This window comes from Blautia sp. 2227st1_G12_2227SCRN_220401, from assembly GCF_039062885.1.
In the GTDB taxonomy this organism is placed as follows: domain Bacteria; phylum Bacillota; class Clostridia; order Lachnospirales; family Lachnospiraceae; genus Blautia_A; species Blautia_A fusiformis.
Genome location: NZ_JBCLNI010000035.1, coordinates 1 through 17,267 on the forward strand (window position 1 = coordinate 1; position 17,267 = coordinate 17,267).

A 17,267-nucleotide genomic window follows, 5' to 3' on the forward strand; every position below is an offset into this window, starting at 1 on the left:
TATCTTATGGATAAAGCCTTCCCGGTTTTGACAAATGAAATTACGAAAAAAGTGTCAAAAGAGGGTGCGAAAGGACACATTTTATTTTTTCGCACTGCCTTTTGACATTTTTTTCGTAACATTCCTTGTCAAAAACCAGTGCCTCCCGTTTATTCAATCTTCATCCGCTTCCAGCCCAAAAGAAGAAAAATAAACCCAAAAGAACCACCAAAAACCTTGTCTCAGGAGAAATCCTGGAACAGGGTTTTTTTAATGGAAAAAAGAGAAGAGAAACCCAAAAGAAACCTTAAAAAAGGCTTAACTAAGCCAAAAACCAGGCATTAAAGGTCTGTGAAAAAAAGAAAAAGAGATTTAAAAAGTGAACAGAAAAAAAGGAGGGGCGCGGAAAGATTGTCCGAAAAAAGAATAAAAAAAGATAGTCTGTTGCAGCCGGATTATCTTGATATCTTATGGATAAAGCCTTCCCGGTTTTGACAAATGAAATTACGAAAAAAGTGTCAAAAGAGGGTGCGAAAGGACATAGTGAAAAATAAAAAAGGCATTTCCGGGAGGCCTTTTTGGGAAGAAAGATTTTTGGGAATGCTGGATTTATGCGGGTTTCCGGCTCCCGGAAATTGTTTTTGGGAAATGGAATCTGGGACGATGGGATGACTGCTTTTGATGGATTTGGTTTTTGGGGCCTGTTTTTGGGAAAGAAGAAAGGATGCAGAAATGATAAAAAAGAATTATAAGGGACGCTGCCAGAAGCAGAAGATGAAAAAGTGCAAAGATGTGGTCAGGACATACAGCAATATCCAGTCCGCCTATGCAGAAGTTTTGGAAAGAGAAGAAAAGATAAAAGAGTTCCGGTGCAATGTGTTTCTGGATGGCCTGGAAGCAGGGGCGTATAGTTCGGATTTTGTCTGTGTGAAACAGGACGGGGAGTTGATGGTCAGGGAATGTGTGGAGCGAAAGCACCTGATGAAACCAATGACTGTGAGGCTGCTGGATGCGTCAAGGGAGTACTGGAGAAGAAACGGTGTTACAGATTGGGGGCTGGTGATAAATGAGGAAAAATAAACTGCTCCGGCATGAAGGGACCATCCTGCGGGTCCTGGAAGAAAAAGAAGATTCGGTGTTGTCCATAGATTGTGGGAAACGGTCCATGCCAAGGTGGATAAGTCAGGAGGAACTGAGGAAAGATGTGGAAATCGCAGAAGAGGATTTCCTGGCAGAGATGGGTAAGGAGGTTCCGGAAGGACTGTCAGCCGCAGCCAGAAAGGTCATGCGGGAACGGTTTACGGTGATATCTTCCATCCTTCCGTTTGCAGGGGAGAAAAAGAAAAGAAGCCTGCTTATCGCAGAGGCTGCAGAAAGATACCAGGTCAGCCAGAATACCGTAAAGAATTATCTTTGGACATATCTGGTGCACCAGGACCCTGCAGCCCTGGCCCCGAAAGAAAAGAAGGAAGAACGGGACCTGACGCAGGATGAGAAGAACATGCGCTGGGCGTTGAACAAGTTTTATTATACCAGGGAGCGTCAGAGTATTTCCACCGCATATACCCTGATGTTAAAGGAAAAGTACTGTGACAGAACAGGGAAACTATTGGAGCATCACCCGTCCATCCATCAGTTCCGGTATTTTTTCAGCAGGACCAGGAAATTGCAGAACTGTTATATCTCCAGGGATGGTCTGAAGGACTACCAGCGGAACCACCGGCCCCTCTTGGGGGATGGTGTCCAGGAGTTTTCCTCCGTAGGCGTGGGGATGCTGGATGCGACCATCTGTGACATCTACCTGGTGGATGATGCCGGGCATCTGGTAGGACGTCCGATGCTGGTGGCCTGTGTGGATGCGTATAGTTCGTTTTGTTACGGATACAGCCTTTTGTGGGAAGGTGGTGTGTATTCCCTGCGGAACCTGATGCTCCATGTAATTGCAGACAAGGTGGAATGGTGCAGGAAGTTCGGAATCCTGATAAGCAAGGAGCAGTGGGACAGTGACTGCCTGCCGGGAATCATGCTGACGGATATGGGAACAGAGTACACCTCCGGGAACTTTGAGCAGATAACGGAGTTGGGCGTGACGGTCCAGAACCTGCCAGCATACCGGCCGGAACTGAAAGGCCCGGTGGAAAAGTTCTTTGACCTGATACAGTCAGAGTATAAGAAGCATTTAAAGGGAAAAGGCGTGATTGAACCGGATTATCAGGAGCGGGGAGCCAGGGACTACCGGAAAGATGCCTGCCTGACGATGCGGGATTTTGAAACGGTCATCCTCCGGTGCATCCTGTATTACAACAGCCAGAGAATCCTGGAGAACTTCCCTTATACAAAAACCATGCTGGATGCCGGAGTCCGGCCGTTTGCGGCATCGGTCTTTGCCTGGGGCAGGGAGCAGATTGGGGCCAATCTCATTTCCGTTTCCAGGGAAGAACTGATACTGGCCCTTCTTCCCAGGACCACCGGGCGTTTTACCCGTTCGGGTCTGAAAGTCCAGGGGCTGCGCTATGGGGCTTCGGGATATACGGAGCAGTATTTAAAAGGCGGGGAAGTGACGGTTGCTTATAACCCGGATGATGTGGGCCAGGTGTGGCTCCTTGAAGAGGGAAAGTATCGGCCCTTTGAACTGATAGAAAGCCGTTTCCGTGGAAAGGGTTTTGGGGAAGCGGAAATCCTCCGGAACGAGTGCGGGGAATTAGTGAAAAATGCGGCCCTGGAGAACCAGCAGGCGAAGATTGACTTGGCCCGCCATATCCGGGGCATCGCAGGAAAAGCGGCAAGTGCAGAAGACACCAAAATCCGGAACATCCGGAAGACCAGGCAGAGGGAACAGAGAAAACGCCATATAGATGTTGTGAAGGGAGATGCTGTTCATGAATGAGATGATAAAAAGGATGCCGGAAATGCTGAACGGAGAGGGATTGCTGGAACGCCTGGGGGAATATCCGGGATATACGCCTGCCATCCGGGAAAAGAGCAGCACAGAGCGGCTGATGGCATTATCGGATATCTATAACATCTATATCCCCTCTCAGATGTCCGTGGAGATTTACCATAAACTGTATATGGGTGTCCTCCGGTCCCTGCAGAAAAAGGAATCCCTGCAGGCTGTCCACCAGCAGTATGAGAATGGAAAGGGCATCCGGGGCAGGAGATACCAGGGAATCATCGGTGGCTCGGATTCCTTCACCATCCTGGGAGCCTCCGGGATTGGGAAGAGTTCGGCAATCTTTCAGGCTATCAGTCTGATAACGGGAAAAGAAGTCCTGGAGATAGAAAAACCGTATTGCAGGATTGCACCCTGTATCGTAGTGCAGTGTCCTTTTGATTCCTCCGTAAAAGGCCTGCTGTTGGAGATACTGCGGAAAGTGGATGAAGTGCTGGAGAGCAACTATTACAAAAATGCAGTAAGGGCAAGAGCCACCACGGATATGCTCATTGGAAGTGTGAGCCAGGTATCCTTAAACCACATCGGGCTTTTGGTGGTGGATGAGATACAGAACGTGGCAAACAGCCGGAACGGGAAATCCCTGGTCGGGATGCTGACGCAGTTAATCAACAATTCCGGAATCAGTATCTGTATGGTAGGCACACCGGATAGCATCCCGTTTTTTGAACAGGCCATGCAGTTGGCCCGTCGCTCCCTGGGCCTGCAGTACGGGCCTCTGGGGTTCGGGGAAGAGTTCTTAAAAGTCTGCCGCCTGCTGTTCGGATATCAGTATACGAAAGAGGGGATGGATTTATCGGATTCCGTGCTGGAATGGCTGTATGAACACTGCGGCGGCAATCTCTCCGTGCTGGTCGCCCTGCTCCACGATGCACAGGAAACTGCTATTTTAAGTGGAAGGGATGTCCTGGATATGGAAGCCCTGGAAGAGGCGTATAAAGACCGGATGGCTATGCTGCATGAGTATCTGGAACCGTCTATCAAGAGAAGAAAACAATGCTCTCAGAGAAAGAAGAAATCAGAAATATCTGGCAGATTTGCCGAAAATGCCAAGTTGGGACCAGGAGAAATCACTCTGGCAGGACTGGTACAGAAGGCTAAGGAAGGACAGCGGGACATTGTGGAAGTCCTGCGGGAACATCTGCCGGTGGAGGAAGTAGAGGTATGATTGTATTTTTTCCAGAACCATACCCGGATGAACTGGTCTATAGCCTGCTGGTCCGGTACTATGTGAAGGCCGGATATCTGGCATTCCAGTACGCAGTGGAGGATTTATATATCCACAAGTATACCAATCCAGATGTAGAGTTCCTGAATGAATTGAAACCAGAGTTCCTGGATGTGATAAAGGAACGTTGTGATATGGAGGCGCTGATACAGAAGCATACCATGTTTCCTTCTTATGGAAGATTTCTTCCTGCAAAAAGAAAACAGGAGGCAAAAAAAGCCCTGCTCTCCATGAACGGGAACTTTAATAACCTGCTGGCCATCCCGAAGAACCAGCGGGGGACGGGACGCTTTTTGAGATACTGCCCGCTGTGTGCGAAGGAGGACCGGGAGGATTACGGGGAAGCATACTGGCACAGGAAGCACCAGATACAGGGAATCAGGATTTGTGGGAAACATGGATGTTATCTGAAAGACAGCCGGATATCTATGGAACGGAAAGCCGCCCCGGGATTGTGGGATGCACAGTCGGAGATTCCGGAGGAGGAAGAGGTAGAGATATGCAAATATAAAAAAGTCCTGGATTTGACAAGGTATATTTATGAAGTCTTTGACAGCCGGATGGATTTTGACGGCCAGGTGTCGGCTGCGGATTTTTTGAAACTGCATCTGAAAAGATATCGCCGGTCGGATTCCGGGGCCAGCATCCATGTGGAAAGGCTGTATCAAGATTACCAGAGATTTTATACAGGAGAATTTGTTATGAGCAGGACGCAGATGCAGAAAGTCCTGACAGATTCCCGGTGGAATTTTTATGACATCTGCCAGTTAGCGATGTTTGCAGGAATCAAGGCAACGGAACTGGTGGAGATTCCGGCGGAAGTAATACAGCAGACACGCCATCCGGTCTATCATCAGGTCGCAGAAGAACTGGGCTTGGATTATGACCTGGTGCAGCGTATCGGGGATGCGGTCCTAAAACACTACGAGAACAGAGAAAACGTCCACCGGAGAAAGCGGAGCCTGGCCTGGGATAAGATGGATAAAGAGATGCTGCCAAGGGTAAAAGAGACCGTAAAAAAGATGTATCACAGCGGCCAGGAACGGCCACAGAGGGTCACGGTCTCCGCAGTGCAGAGAGCATTGAACCTGCCGGAAAAACGGCTGGAAAAATTGCCACTATGTAAGGCTGAGATTTTGAAATATCAGGAAAGCCAGAAAGAATACTGGGCCAGGGAAGCGGTCTGGGCGTATCGGAAACTAACAGAAGAAGGCCAGGTCATAAACTGGCGGCACATTCGAGATTTAACAAATATGAGGAACGTGGATTTTCAGAACTGTAAAGAGTATCTGGAAAGATATGCGGAAAAAGAAGAGGCGGGGAAGATAAAAGAGGTGATATAGAAAAGTTGGAAGTTCCATGTGACCGTTGCAGAGTTTTTGGTAGCAGTCACTTTTGTAATCACCGGTCTTGTGGGCGTTCGCTTGGAAGCCGCCTGGGCCGGACCCTGAAAGACTGCCGGGGCAATCAGTGTGATGGCCAGCAGGACGGCAATCAGGCCGTTCCGCAGCCGAGTTTTGTTTGGTTTCTCTATCATAAATATTTTCCCTCCTTGTATATTTTTTTACTTATATATATTTTACAACAGATATATATGGTTTGCAAAAAAAGAAATAACGCACCGCCGTAAGGTGGTGCGTTTGTGTGACATTGCGATAAATTAATTAGATTCAGTCCAATCGGCTCGAAGGGTTTGGTTTTCCGTCATATGGAGTTTTACGTTTTTATATGCGCTTTCTGATATTTCAAATCCATCATCATAAACAGTAGTCCACTTATTAAGTTTGTTATCACTTTTTTGTGGTTTTGATATGTCATCAGTGTACAACGTCATCCCCGCCGGAACCTGCATCGTATATTTTTCAACTCCGCCCTTATCGGGGAATATCCCGCCATTTGCGTCAACGGTCAACGTAAACTTCTGGTCCGGGTCTTTGGCGAAAATCTGCACCCAGTAAATGACTCCGTCTTTTTTGTAACAGCCAGCACCCATGTGTGTGGCCCTTGAATCAATCATTGTAACGTAATGGCCCTGGCTGTTTACCCATCCTTCAACAACACCTTTTGGGGTTAAAAATCCAACAGCAATGTTTTCTTCGAGGATATTTCCAGCACCAGCTTCATAGTAAGCTGTTCCAGACCTCTCACCGTTTGGCCGAGTATGTCCATATTTTATTGCACATTCCTTCGCTCTTACCGCCGCTCCTTTATCAAGCGCTGCGTTCTCCTGCACCGAATTTTCCCCGGCTTTTTGTCTCTCAATGTTCGTCAATCGTATAACTTCCTTGATGAATTTCTTTGTGTTGAGCGGGGTTTCTGTTGGCTTCGGTGTTGCTGTCGGCTCAACTGTCGGGGCTGCGGTTGGCGTTGCAACCGGTCTCTCTGGAATGACAACCTGCATTCCTGCTTTGTTATAACTGCCGTAAGTCTTAAACGTCTTATTATAGCCCCTTACCATATAGTAGTAAGTTCTTCCGGCTTCAACCGGGTACTTGCCGCTGGACTTGTGGACGTATTTCAGTGTCTTTGCGCTGACGTTCGCAATCCTGGTCCACTTGGTGGTGTCAGAAGAGCGGTAGTAAACCAGGTAGTTTGTCGCATTGGAGGCCTTGCTCCAGGTTATGGTTGTCTGGCTGTAGCCGTTTGGCTTCGCGTTGGCCTTTACGGTAGACGGCACGGCCGGGATAGTTACGGTCTTACCTTTCTTGTTGTAAGAACTCCATTTCTTTCCATACTTATTGTATGCCCGGACTGTGTAAGTATATTTTTTACCACCCTTGAGCGTTGCTTTCTTGTTTGATGTGTGCGTATAACTGGTCTTGCTTGCACTAACATTGGCAAGTGTCTTCCAGGATTTCGCCCTGGCTTCTTTCCAGTAAATACGATACTGTGTTGCGTTGCTTGCCTTTTTCCACTTGATAGTAACCTTGTTGCTGCCGGATGTCGTAACACTGGAGAGTGTGACCTTGCCGGGTGTCCTGGATGCTGCCTGTGCCGGTACTGCCGGAATGAGCAGCATGACAGCAAGAGCCAGGACCAGCAGGCGGGATAAGGCAGAAAACTTTGTCTGGATGTGTCTTAACATACTTTTTCCTCCTTCTGTAGCCATTGATAAGTCTGGTTTCATTTTACTACAGAAATAAGTGTAAAGAAATAAAGATATCAGGAAATCTCTGTTTTTTTTGTTCGTTACAAAAAAATAATTTTTATTTTTTACACTGCAAAGAAAATCAAGCATATTATTGTTGAAATCCAAAAGAGAGGAGAAACAAATATGCGGAAAATGCACTTTGAATATGTCTATAAATATAAAAAGTATATAAATTTTTGCGGGTTATTTTTCGGAGCGTAACCTTTTCCGCAAAAATTTGAATTGTGGATTTCTTTGTGACATAATGGATTTGTAAGCAAAAAGAACTCGCGAGTGAAACCATAAAAACTGTTTTCCCGGAAGGGACTTATTGATAGAGGAGGTACATTTATGTACGAGAATTATGTTGAATTAAATAATAACATCGTGAAAATCTGTGATTGTTTTACTGCCCCAGAGGATGCAGGAGATATAAGGGTAGGAGAGGAAATCAGCAGGATTGTCCGCAGAGCATTTCTTTATAGATTCATGAGTTATGTAACAGATGATTGTGAGAATAAAGGAATGGATGAAAAGGAAATGTTGGAAAGAGTTGGACATCACGTTCCCAAAGATGCCCGCTGGCAGCATTTTGTACAGGCCTGCAAGGATGGAAATTTTGATATGGAAGAACTGAAAGTCGCAGTAAAACATATAGGGGATGAAGTGAAAGGGCTGTTTGATGACCTGTCAGCAGGAGAACTGGACAAGGATAATTGTACATTATATGCAGAAGGGAAATCATTTGCGGATGTAATCCTTGCAGTAGATAAATTGCCATTTGAGTATCATAGTAGAACTGATTTTAACGATGATGATGAGTTAGTACAGTATCTTGTTATCAATGAGAGTAACCGACGCCAGGGATATGCTTATGTTGAAATTGAAGAATTTATACCGAAATATTATAAATCCTGTGAACCAGGGAGTTATTTAGTATCTCTATCACGACCTTTAGAATTTACTATCATGAATGCAAAAGAGATGAAGAAGGGCGAGACATCCCTGGAAGGAGATGCGGTACGGAAAAAGAAGGATATTTTATTTAATATGTTCAGCCTGTATGCGCAGCGTTATATCCTTCTGGACATCTGGAAGGAGGATGCAAAAGAAAGTGATTCTTCAAAAGAACTTTTGGAAAAAGCGCAGAAACTGTTTGCATATTCTGAAAGTGAAGATGACCCAAGAGACAAAAGAGCACGGGAGATTTACACAGACATTTCCGATTATCTCGAAAATCAGCCGATGGAGTTTTGGAAAAACGTGGATTGCCGGAGAGGGAAACTGGAAGATTTATTATGTGAAGCATATGATAAAGTCTATGGAAAATAAGTTCCCGGATTTCGGGGTGTAATAAGAAGGGAGAGCAGTTGTGTGGGCTGTTCTCCCTTTTTGGTGGAATCAAATTGCCATAGATTAATAATTACGCCCCTGATTCTCACTTACCGTCCTCTGCGCGGATTGGTCCATCCGCTCCAGCAGATATCCGGCCCGGCCAGCCAGGTAGAGGGTATGGTTCAGGGCATAATCGGTTTTATGTAAGATGTGGTCAAATGTCTCGTTTTTTACCTTGCCGGTCCGCTTGCGGATATGGTCAGAAGTCCGCTGTCCGTAAATGTCAGACCATCTTTTTCTACGTTCCCGGAAGTCGGCCAGGTGTGAGACGTCATCCGGTATCTGGCCGCATAGTTTTTCATACCGGCTGGTATGCTCCTGTATCTGTTCCTCGCAGGTGGAAATCCTCTGGCCCAGTGTCTGCAAGTCGGATTCCATCTGTGCCAGCATCCTGGCCTTGGTTTCGTAGTCCTGGATATCGGAAAAGCCTTCTTCGTTCAGAATCCTTCCCAGCCGCTCCTGACGGAAGCGGATGCCTTCTTCCTCTGCCTGGATTGCGGATTCTATCTCATCAGGACGGCTGCTCCAGGCAGGGAAATTTCCTTCCAGTTCTTTCTTGAGTGTGGAAATGTTTTTTTGAGCCTGCCGGTCTCGTTCCTGGACATTCTCCCGGGCTGCTTTTATACGGATGACTGATTCCTGTAGGGATTGCGCTGTTTTCTGGATATATTCCCGTTGTGTCTGGAAGTCCTCCAGGTCATACCGGGCAGAGAGGATTTCCCCCCGCAGCCAGCCCATGCGCTCTGCAATGGATTCGTAGAGTTGGTCATTCTTTTGTTTTATCTCTGCTTCCAGTTCGCCCAGAGTCTGGCGGATTTCCTGATTCTTTTTATTTAGTTTTTTGATATCTTCATTAATCTGATACTGCTGGGAATCGGTCTGTTTTGCCCCATGAGGGCCAAGATGGATGCCGGCGATATCATCCAGGCCCTGTGCTGCATAAGAGAGGCATGATACCCGCTCTGGTCTGCCTGCACGTTCCAGGGCCTGGTTTACATGTTCTTCCCAGGATTTCCGCCAGGAAAAGATGGCATCTGTGGAGTTCCAGTACTTCATCTTCGGATTCTCCCGTCCGTAGGGAGTGGAGCGGGGATTGCTGGATGCCCTTACCAGATTTTCCAGGTAGGCCTCAGAGGGTGTCAGCCAGATTTTTTCCCGGCCTTTGAAGTACGGGTACTGTTTTTCCCATCCATCCGCCTTGGCCTGGATAAATTCCTCGGCGGTAAAGGCTGCGGTCTCTCCCTGGCGTTTGCAGAGATATTCTTTCTGTGTCTTTGGCTTCCAGTTCCCATTTTTATCCAGGGGCCGCATGGTCAAAAGGATGTGTGCATGAGGATTCTGGAAAATCATGTCTTTTTCATCCTTCGTTGGCTGGCCGTTCCGGTCAACAGGGATATGCTGCTCATTGGTGACAGGCGGATTGTGGATGCTGAAATCTGCGACCATGCCCTGAGAAACAAAAGCATCCTGAACAAATCCCTGTACCAGTTGGAGGTTTTCCTCCGGTGTCAGTTCATTTGGAAGGGCAATCATGACCTCTTTGGCGAGTCTGGCCCTCCGGTCTTTTTCTGCCTCTTCTACAGAGTTCCACAGATATCCCCGGTCCTGAAACTCTTTCGGCGCATGTTCCGGCAGCACGATTTCGCTGTGTGTCACCCATTTCTTTTTGGTGTAGTCCTCCATGATTCCGGTGTACTGATTTTCTATTTTACTTGCAGAACGGTAGGCGGCTGCGGCCACAACACTTTTTCCGTCATTCCGTTTGATTACCTGCATATGGAATTGAAAGATTGCCATAGATAAAATCACCTCGTTTTTTATTTTTCAATATGGAGAATCCGGGGCAGGATAAAATTTTTTTCATTCCGTTTTTTATCTTCTCTTTTTTTCTGCATACTGTAAGTGCTGGTAAGGAAGAAACCTTATCAACGAAAATACAACATAAGGAGTTGAGAACATGAGAGGAAAGCAACTTGCAGGGGCCACAGACCAGAAACTGCGGGTCCTGCTCACCTATAAGGGGTCAGCCCCGGCCGGTAGTGAGATTCAGGATGATTACATATCTCTTAATCTGGAGGCTGACGGGAGACCGGAGCCGGCAGCCACGGCAGTAGTCAATTTTCCGGTGATGGAAGGAGAAAGAGTCTTGTTCATCCATTCCCTGGATGCAGGTGATAACAAGGCAAGAGAGCACCTGCTGGGCGTGATAAAGGATTTCGCCAGGAAGAGGGGGTATCCATCTGTTTACATCCATACCGGGAAACAGAAGAAGCATTTTTTAAAGAAGAATGGCTTTGAAGAGATTTCGGAAAAACCGATTGCCAGGAAGGTCCTGGAACCATGAAAGACTGGCTGTACTGGGTTTGGAAATATCTGAGGACGGAGATACAAAATCCCCGTCCCGGGATAAAAAAGGATATATGGAAATGGATAAACCGTATCTTTTTCAGCGGAATCTGGCTCCAGCCTTTTGCGATGGCGGGGCTAATCCTGTTCTTTCAGAAAGTTTTGGGCGGGGATGTGTCGTACCTCATCCTGTTTGTCTTATCATTCCTGCCGTCTGTCTATGTATGGTCAGAGAACCAGAGGCAGGCTGCGGCCGGAAAGAAGGATTTCAGTATTGAGGATGTATTCCACGAAAAGCCTAATGAATTTTCAAGCCCGTTAAAGCAAAAGGCGATGTACCCAAGGATTGCGGAAGATTTCCTTTTTGACCAGCCACAGGGCGTGGTGTTTGGAAGGACAGAGGAAGGATATTTCAAAAAAGAGCAGAAATATCTGTGCAAGCCGATGGATGCAGCACATTATAAGGATGGCCATGTATTCGTGATTGGTGGGTCTGGCAGTGGCAAGTCCTCTGCCCTGGTCATCCCGTCATTGCTGGCCAGCCAGAATGTTGGTGGATTTTATGTTGACATCAAAGGAGAACTCTGGCGGAAGTCCCGAAGGATGGATGCGGAAGATGTGGTCATCATTGATTTCCAGGACCGGGGGAAATGGGGATGGGATGCGTTGTATCTCCTGAACCACAAAGACCGGGTCACAGACCAGGATATCCGGGAGACTATGGAAGAAATCGCAAACAGCCTGATACCCATATCGGCAAAAGATACAGACCAGTTTTGGAAACAGTCAGGACGCTCGCTTTTGACAGGGGAGTTGGTTGGCTTGTATAAGCAGAAAAAGATACACAACTTGTCAGAACTGGTAAACGAGATACTGTCCAGGGATGCAAAAGAACTGGTGGAGGAATTACTGGATGGGGCAGCACCGAGGGCTACAGAGACCAAGTTTCTTTCTTCGTTCCGGAACCTTGCGGAGGATACGATGTCGGGAATCGTCCAGCAGGAGCAGGAGTCTTTAAAAATCTTTATCGATGAAGATATCCGATATGGAATGGAGACCAATACCCGGCAGGCAAACCCGCAGATGCTTGAGGAAGGAAGGGCAGTCTTCCTGGCCATCCCGGAGGAAAAACTGGAAGTGTACTACAATTTGGTAAATCTTATTATCGCCCAGGTCTTCGGAAGCCTGATAAAGAGGCCGGAAGGGAGCCGGCCGGTCATGGTCGTGATTGATGAGATGGCCCGGATTTGTGCTCGAGGCCCCGTGCCATGTTTACATTCAGGAATACTGCTCACTGGAAGAAGTCGGAACATCACCCTGATTTTGATAACCCAGAGTTTTGAAGCCCTGGAAAACGCTTATACGAAAGCCGATATCCAGTCGATGGTGGCCAATAGTGCATATCTGGTCTGTTTGGATGTACGGAGTCCTTCCACAGCCAAGACCATCTGCGGGATGGCTGGCACTTACAAGGAACGACAGACGACCTGGAGCGGTTCCGGGAAGAACCGTAGTGTCAGTATCTCATACCAGGACAAGCCAATCCTGGAGCCTTCGGATTTGTCCAGGCTGGTGAAACAGGATGAGGTCGTTATCATATCCGCAGATTACGGGTATTGCAAAGCCAGGAAGTGCTCATACTTCAACGATGCCATCCTGGGGCCGATGTCTGAGAAGGTGCAGCGGTATAATCAGGAGGCTATGGGGATAGAAGGGAAAGAAGAAATAAAAGAAACAAAAAGACCAATACCAATCCTTCCGGAACGGCCGGAGGATTGTAGAGAAAAATTAATACGGCTGGCAGAAAAAGGATATGAGACCCTGAGGGAGTCTATCCACCGCCAGTATGAAGGAGGAAAGGAGAAATGGAAAAAGAAGACAAAATCAGACTGCAAAAAGCAATAGAGAAGAGCCTGGGGGAGCAGTGGGAAGTAAAGCCCATCACAGTCCCGAAAGTAAACGGCCCCAGGGATGGATTACGTTGCAGGCATGAAGGGGATAAACATGCCCTGGTCATATATCCGGACGATTATGCAGGGATGCTGGCATCCGGGGAGAGTATGGCGGATATCGGGAGATACGCAGCGGGCCTGGTAGAGGAAAAGAGGACAGCCCTGCCGGAAATCACGGACCTGCCATCCGCGGAGGACTTCCGGAAAGGACTGTTCATTCAGTTGGTGAATGCGGATGCAAACAGGGCACTCCTGGAAAATGCAGTATATGATTCTGTGGAGGATATGGCGGCAGTGGTGCGCTGCAAGGTAGCCGAGGAGGGAGCGTTGCTATATTCCTTCCGTGTGACGAAAGACAGCCTGCCGTTATTCCGGATGGGCCAGAATGAGGTTCTGGCCGAGGCCTATAAAAATACGGCAGCGCAGGAGTTCCAGTTGCGGAATACTGCTGATATCCTGCGGGAGGAACTGGAAAGACAGATAGAAGCGGGGGAAGTGACAGAGATACAGAGGGAAGTGATGGAAGAGATGCTCGCCCAGGAATCCCCGCTCTATGTCCTGACAAACCAGGAAAAAGTAAACGGTGCCAATGTGATGCTGTGCCAGGAGGCTTTACAGAAAGTGTCTGAAGAACTTGGCGAGCCTTATTACATCCTCCCCAGTTCCATCCATGAGGTCATGGTCGTAAGGGAAAGTGAAGATATGGACATCGGGAGGATGAAGGAGATAGTGAAGGAAGTGAACCTGTCCACGGTAGAGCCGGAGGACCTGCTCTCTTACGAAGTCTTCCGTTATGACGGCAGGAAACTATCCGTTGCCAGGGAAGATGTCCAAAAAGTATCGGAAACCGTAGACAAGGTAAAGCATCACAAATGGACGATTTAAGGAGGAAAATATGGGAAAAGAAGAAAGACTGACAGAAGCCGTCCGGAGATATCTGGAACTGAGGCCGGGATTTTTCCAGGTGGATGTGAGGACCGGGGACGGAAGGCTGATAGAAGGGAAGAAAGGTATATGAGAGGCTGGAATGCCTCTCATTTTTTATGCGGAAAATGTGGCTGGTTGATTTACAAAAGGGTGAGGGCAGGAGTAAAATAGAGGTATACATACGCAACAGACAAGGAGGAAAACAGGATGAAAAGAAAGAGGATAATTAGTTGTTTCCTAGCGGTCCTGCTGGTATTGGTGATGGCTATGCCGGTATTCGCTGCATCTGGAAAGACGCCTTCGGCGGTATCTGTAACGAAGGCTGCGGCTGCTAAAAACTCCGTGACAGTCACCTGGAAGCGTGCCAGCAATGCCACATCATACCGGGTGTATTATAAACAGGCCGGTGCCAGAAAGTGGACGGTACTGGCGAATGTGAGCAGCAAGACAACAAAGTATGTTCACAAGACTTCCAGGAAATATCCGTTACAGGGTGGCAAGAAATATAGTTATACGGTCCGGGCTTATAATAAGTATAGTAAGAAATGGGGGCGGTATGACAGCAAAGGCAAAACCGTTACAATTCCAGTGGTTCCATCTGCGGTGAAGATGGGGAGTGTAAAAGCGGATAGTTACAATCAGGTGAGCGTTACCTGGAAGCCTGCCGGCAATGTGACAGAGTATCAGGTGTTTTACAGACCGGCAAGCACTACGAAGTGGACGCTGCTGTCAAGGACTAATGGCAAGACGTTGAAGTATGTACATAAATCCAGCAGCAAGTATCCGCTGAAACCTGGCCAGAGGTATGTATATACGGTGAGGGGATATAATAAAACATTTAAGACAACGGGCAGTTATAACAAAAATGGAGTGACGGTGCAGGTACCGAAGAAGCCAAGTGTAACAGCAACTCCAAAACCAACCGCTACACCAAAGCCGACAGAAACCCCGCTCAATACAGAGAAATTTATCAAGGAAGTCATACGATTGACGAACATTGAGAGACAAAAAGCCGGGGAAAATTCGGTGCAGGAGAACGCAGCGCTTGATAGAGGAGCGGCGGTAAGAGCGAAGGAGTGTGCAATAAAATATGGACATCATCGTCCAAATGGAGAGATATTCAGTACCGCTTATTATGAGTCAGGAGCAGGCAATATTCTGGGCGAAAATATTGCTGTTGGATTTTTAACCCCAAAAGGTGTTGTTGAGGGATGGGTAAACAGCCAGGGCCATTACGTTACAATGATTGATTCAAGGGCCACACACATGGGTGCTGGCTGTTACAAAAAAGACGGAGTCATTTACTGGGTGCAGATTTTCGCCAAAAACCCGGACCAGAAGTTTACGTTGACCGTTGACGCAAACGGTGGTACATTCCCTGATAAAGGTGGAGTTGAGAAATATACGATACAGGTTCCGGCAGGGATGACGCTATCAATTGATAATATCTCAAAGCCAGAGAATGACAGCAGCAGATTCGATAAATGGACAGTGTTAGATGAAACCGATGAACTTGAATTTGATGTCGAATCAGTTATACATATGTTTAATAAGTTAACTCTAAGAGCCAATTGGGCAAAAAATTTATCTTCTAATTAATTTATCGCAATGTCACGCAAACGCACCACCTTACGGCGGTGCGTTGTTCTCTTTTTTGCAAACCATATATATATGTTGTAAAATATATATATATGGTTTGCAAAAAAAATTATACAAGGAGGGAAAATATTTATGATAAAAAATGCAATACAGAAACTGAATAAAAGCCGGCTGCGGAACGGTCTGATTGCCGTTTTACTGGCCATCACGCTGATTACCCCGGCAGTCTTTCAGTCCACTACCCCGGCAGCTTCCAAGCGAACGCCCGCAAGACCGGCGATTACGAAAGTGACCGCGACTAAGAATTCCGCAACGGTCACCTGGAAGAAGTCCAAGTATGCCACTTCTTACCGGATTTATTACAAACAGGCCGGTGCGAAGAAGTGGACCACGCTGGCAACTATCAGCAGTAAAAATCTGAAGTACACTCACAAATCTTCCAGGAAGCATCTACTCAAGGGTGGTAAAAAATATACCTATACTGTCAGGGCATATAATAAATACGGTAAGAAATGGAGTTCTTACGATAAAAAAGGCAAGACCGTCACTATTCCGGCCGTACCGTCTATTGTAAAAACCCGCGTGAAAGTGAACAACTATAAGCAGACTACTGTTACTTGGACAAAATCCATCAATGCTACGAACTACCTGGTTTATTACCGCTCCGCTGACACCACAAAGTGGACCAGGATTGCGAACGTCAGTTCAAAGACCCTGAAATACGTTCACAAGTCCAGCCGTAAGTACCCGATTGAAGCCGGAAAAACTTACTACTATATGGTAAGGGGTTATAACAAGACATATAAGACTTATGGCAGTTACAACAAAGCAGGACTGCAGGTTGTCATTCCAGAGAGACCGGCTGCAACGCCTACTGCCACTCCGACAGTTGCGCCGACAGCAACGCCGAAGCCGACACAGAAACCGAAGCCTACCGCAACACCAAAGCCAACGGTTACTCCGAAACCCACACAGAAGCCAAAGCCTACCGCGACACCAACCCCAGACCCGGACAGCCCGTCTGAGATTAACAAAAAAATCAAAGAGGTAGTTAAGCTGACAAATCAGGTCAGGGTTAAACATGGTTCAGCAGCTGTTGTTGAAGATGCCGCTCTTGATGCCGGTGCAGCGGTCAGGGCGAAAGAGATTTATACAAAGTTCAGCCATGGAAGACCAGATGGAAGCGATTTTAGTACAGCTTATTATGAAGCAGGAGCCGGCAATATCCTTGGAGAAAATATTGCGACTGGCGATACGCCTGAGCGTGCAGTCTATTTATGGGAGAACAGCCGTGGTCATCTTGTTTCAATGCTTGACAGGGAAGCGACCCATATTGGTGTTGGCGTTTACAAGAACTTCTGGGTACAGATTTTCGCGAAGAACCCAAGTCAGAAGTATACTTTAACAGTATATGCAAACGGAGGTACGTTCCCGAGCAAGGGTGGCGTAGAGAAGTTTGAGATGAGTGTTCCAGCCAGGGCAGACGTCAAACTGTCAACTATTGACATTCCGGAAAAGGAAGGCTGCAAGTTTATAGGATGGACGGAATGTTATGAAAATCCATATTTTGAAAGCGGTTTAATGGATTTAGATGACATTAAAAACGGCGGCGAGGTCCATATGTTTGAAAATGAAAGGATTAAAGCCACATGGTCGGATTCTTCCAGCTCCTCAGACTGACAATACAACTTCGAAAACACACACCACCATCCTTGGTGGTGTGTTTTTTTTTGCAAACCGCATATATTTGTTGTAAAA

Annotated in this window: 13 protein-coding genes; 11 read left to right on the forward strand and 2 right to left on the reverse strand. The window is 47.0% G+C overall.

All coding sequences use genetic code 11. From position 1 onward, the window contains the following. The first annotated feature begins 711 nt into the window (after positions 1-711). The 4 genes from ABCM67_RS14290 to ABCM67_RS14305 are packed head-to-tail and all read left to right on the forward strand — an operon-like array spanning position 712 to position 5,503. The gene (locus ABCM67_RS14290; RefSeq protein ID WP_342992939.1) at positions 712-1,059 is read left to right on the forward strand and encodes a hypothetical protein; all 348 of its coding nucleotides are present in this window, start codon (positions 712-714) and stop codon (positions 1,057-1,059) included. Continuing rightward, positions 1,046-2,866, forward strand: a complete 1,821-nt coding sequence (locus ABCM67_RS14295; RefSeq protein ID WP_342992940.1) for a Mu transposase C-terminal domain-containing protein — start codon at positions 1,046-1,048, stop codon at positions 2,864-2,866. Before ABCM67_RS14290 ends, ABCM67_RS14295 begins: the two co-directional genes overlap by 14 nt. Beyond that, positions 2,859-4,100 carry a TniB family NTP-binding protein gene (locus ABCM67_RS14300; protein WP_342992941.1) on the forward strand — a complete coding sequence of 414 codons (1,242 nt, stop codon included), beginning with the start codon at positions 2,859-2,861 and terminating at the stop codon, positions 4,098-4,100. Before ABCM67_RS14295 ends, ABCM67_RS14300 begins: the two co-directional genes overlap by 8 nt. After that, on the forward strand, positions 4,097-5,503 hold the full coding sequence (locus ABCM67_RS14305; RefSeq protein ID WP_342992942.1) for a TniQ family protein: 1,407 nt from the start codon (positions 4,097-4,099) through the stop codon (positions 5,501-5,503). The genes ABCM67_RS14300 and ABCM67_RS14305 overlap by 4 nt, the downstream gene beginning before the upstream one ends. 317 nt (positions 5,504-5,820) lie before the next feature. Here the strand turns inward: ABCM67_RS14305 and ABCM67_RS14310 are convergent, their stop codons facing one another. Then, positions 5,821-7,245, reverse strand: coding sequence for a CAP domain-containing protein (locus ABCM67_RS14310; RefSeq protein ID WP_342992943.1), 1,425 nt, complete (start codon positions 7,243-7,245; stop codon positions 5,821-5,823). A 396-nt stretch (positions 7,246-7,641) separates the two neighbouring features. On the opposite strand from ABCM67_RS14310, the gene ABCM67_RS14315 reads away from it, so the two are divergent. Then, positions 7,642-8,622: a hypothetical protein gene (locus ABCM67_RS14315; RefSeq protein ID WP_342992944.1), complete on the forward strand. Its 981-nt coding sequence runs from the start codon at positions 7,642-7,644 to the stop codon at positions 8,620-8,622. 84 nt (positions 8,623-8,706) lie between these two features. On the opposite strand, the gene mobQ is transcribed toward ABCM67_RS14315, so the two are convergent. Next, a complete protein-coding gene (gene mobQ, locus ABCM67_RS14320; RefSeq protein ID WP_147603155.1) occupies positions 8,707-10,482 on the reverse strand; it encodes a MobQ family relaxase in 1,776 nt (591 codons plus the stop codon). Positions 10,483-10,642: 160 nt separating this feature from the next. Between mobQ and ABCM67_RS14325 the strand changes: the two genes are divergently transcribed. The 6 genes from ABCM67_RS14325 (at position 10,643) to ABCM67_RS14350 (ending at position 17,189) form a co-directional block, all read left to right on the forward strand. After that, positions 10,643-11,029 (forward strand): hypothetical protein, encoded by a 387-nt coding sequence (locus ABCM67_RS14325; RefSeq protein ID WP_147603156.1) that lies wholly within the window; start codon positions 10,643-10,645, stop codon positions 11,027-11,029. After that, entirely contained in the window at positions 11,026-12,936 is a 1,911-nt protein-coding gene (locus ABCM67_RS14330; protein ID WP_147603157.1) for a type IV secretory system conjugative DNA transfer family protein, read from the forward strand. The genes ABCM67_RS14325 and ABCM67_RS14330 overlap by 4 nt, the downstream gene beginning before the upstream one ends. Beyond that, positions 12,897-13,868: a DUF5688 family protein gene (locus tag ABCM67_RS14335; RefSeq protein WP_147603158.1), complete on the forward strand. Its 972-nt coding sequence runs from the start codon at positions 12,897-12,899 to the stop codon at positions 13,866-13,868. The genes ABCM67_RS14330 and ABCM67_RS14335 overlap by 40 nt, the downstream gene beginning before the upstream one ends. A 10-nt stretch (positions 13,869-13,878) precedes the next feature. Beyond that, positions 13,879-14,001: a hypothetical protein gene (locus ABCM67_RS14340; protein ID WP_342992945.1), complete on the forward strand. Its 123-nt coding sequence runs from the start codon at positions 13,879-13,881 to the stop codon at positions 13,999-14,001. Between the two features lie 116 nt (positions 14,002-14,117). Beyond that, positions 14,118-15,509: a CAP domain-containing protein gene (locus ABCM67_RS14345; protein WP_147603159.1), complete on the forward strand. Its 1,392-nt coding sequence runs from the start codon at positions 14,118-14,120 to the stop codon at positions 15,507-15,509. A gap of 132 nt (positions 15,510-15,641) precedes the next feature. Continuing rightward, positions 15,642-17,189, forward strand: coding sequence for a CAP domain-containing protein (locus ABCM67_RS14350; protein WP_342992946.1), 1,548 nt, complete (start codon positions 15,642-15,644; stop codon positions 17,187-17,189). Positions 17,190-17,267: the final 78 nt, after the last annotated feature.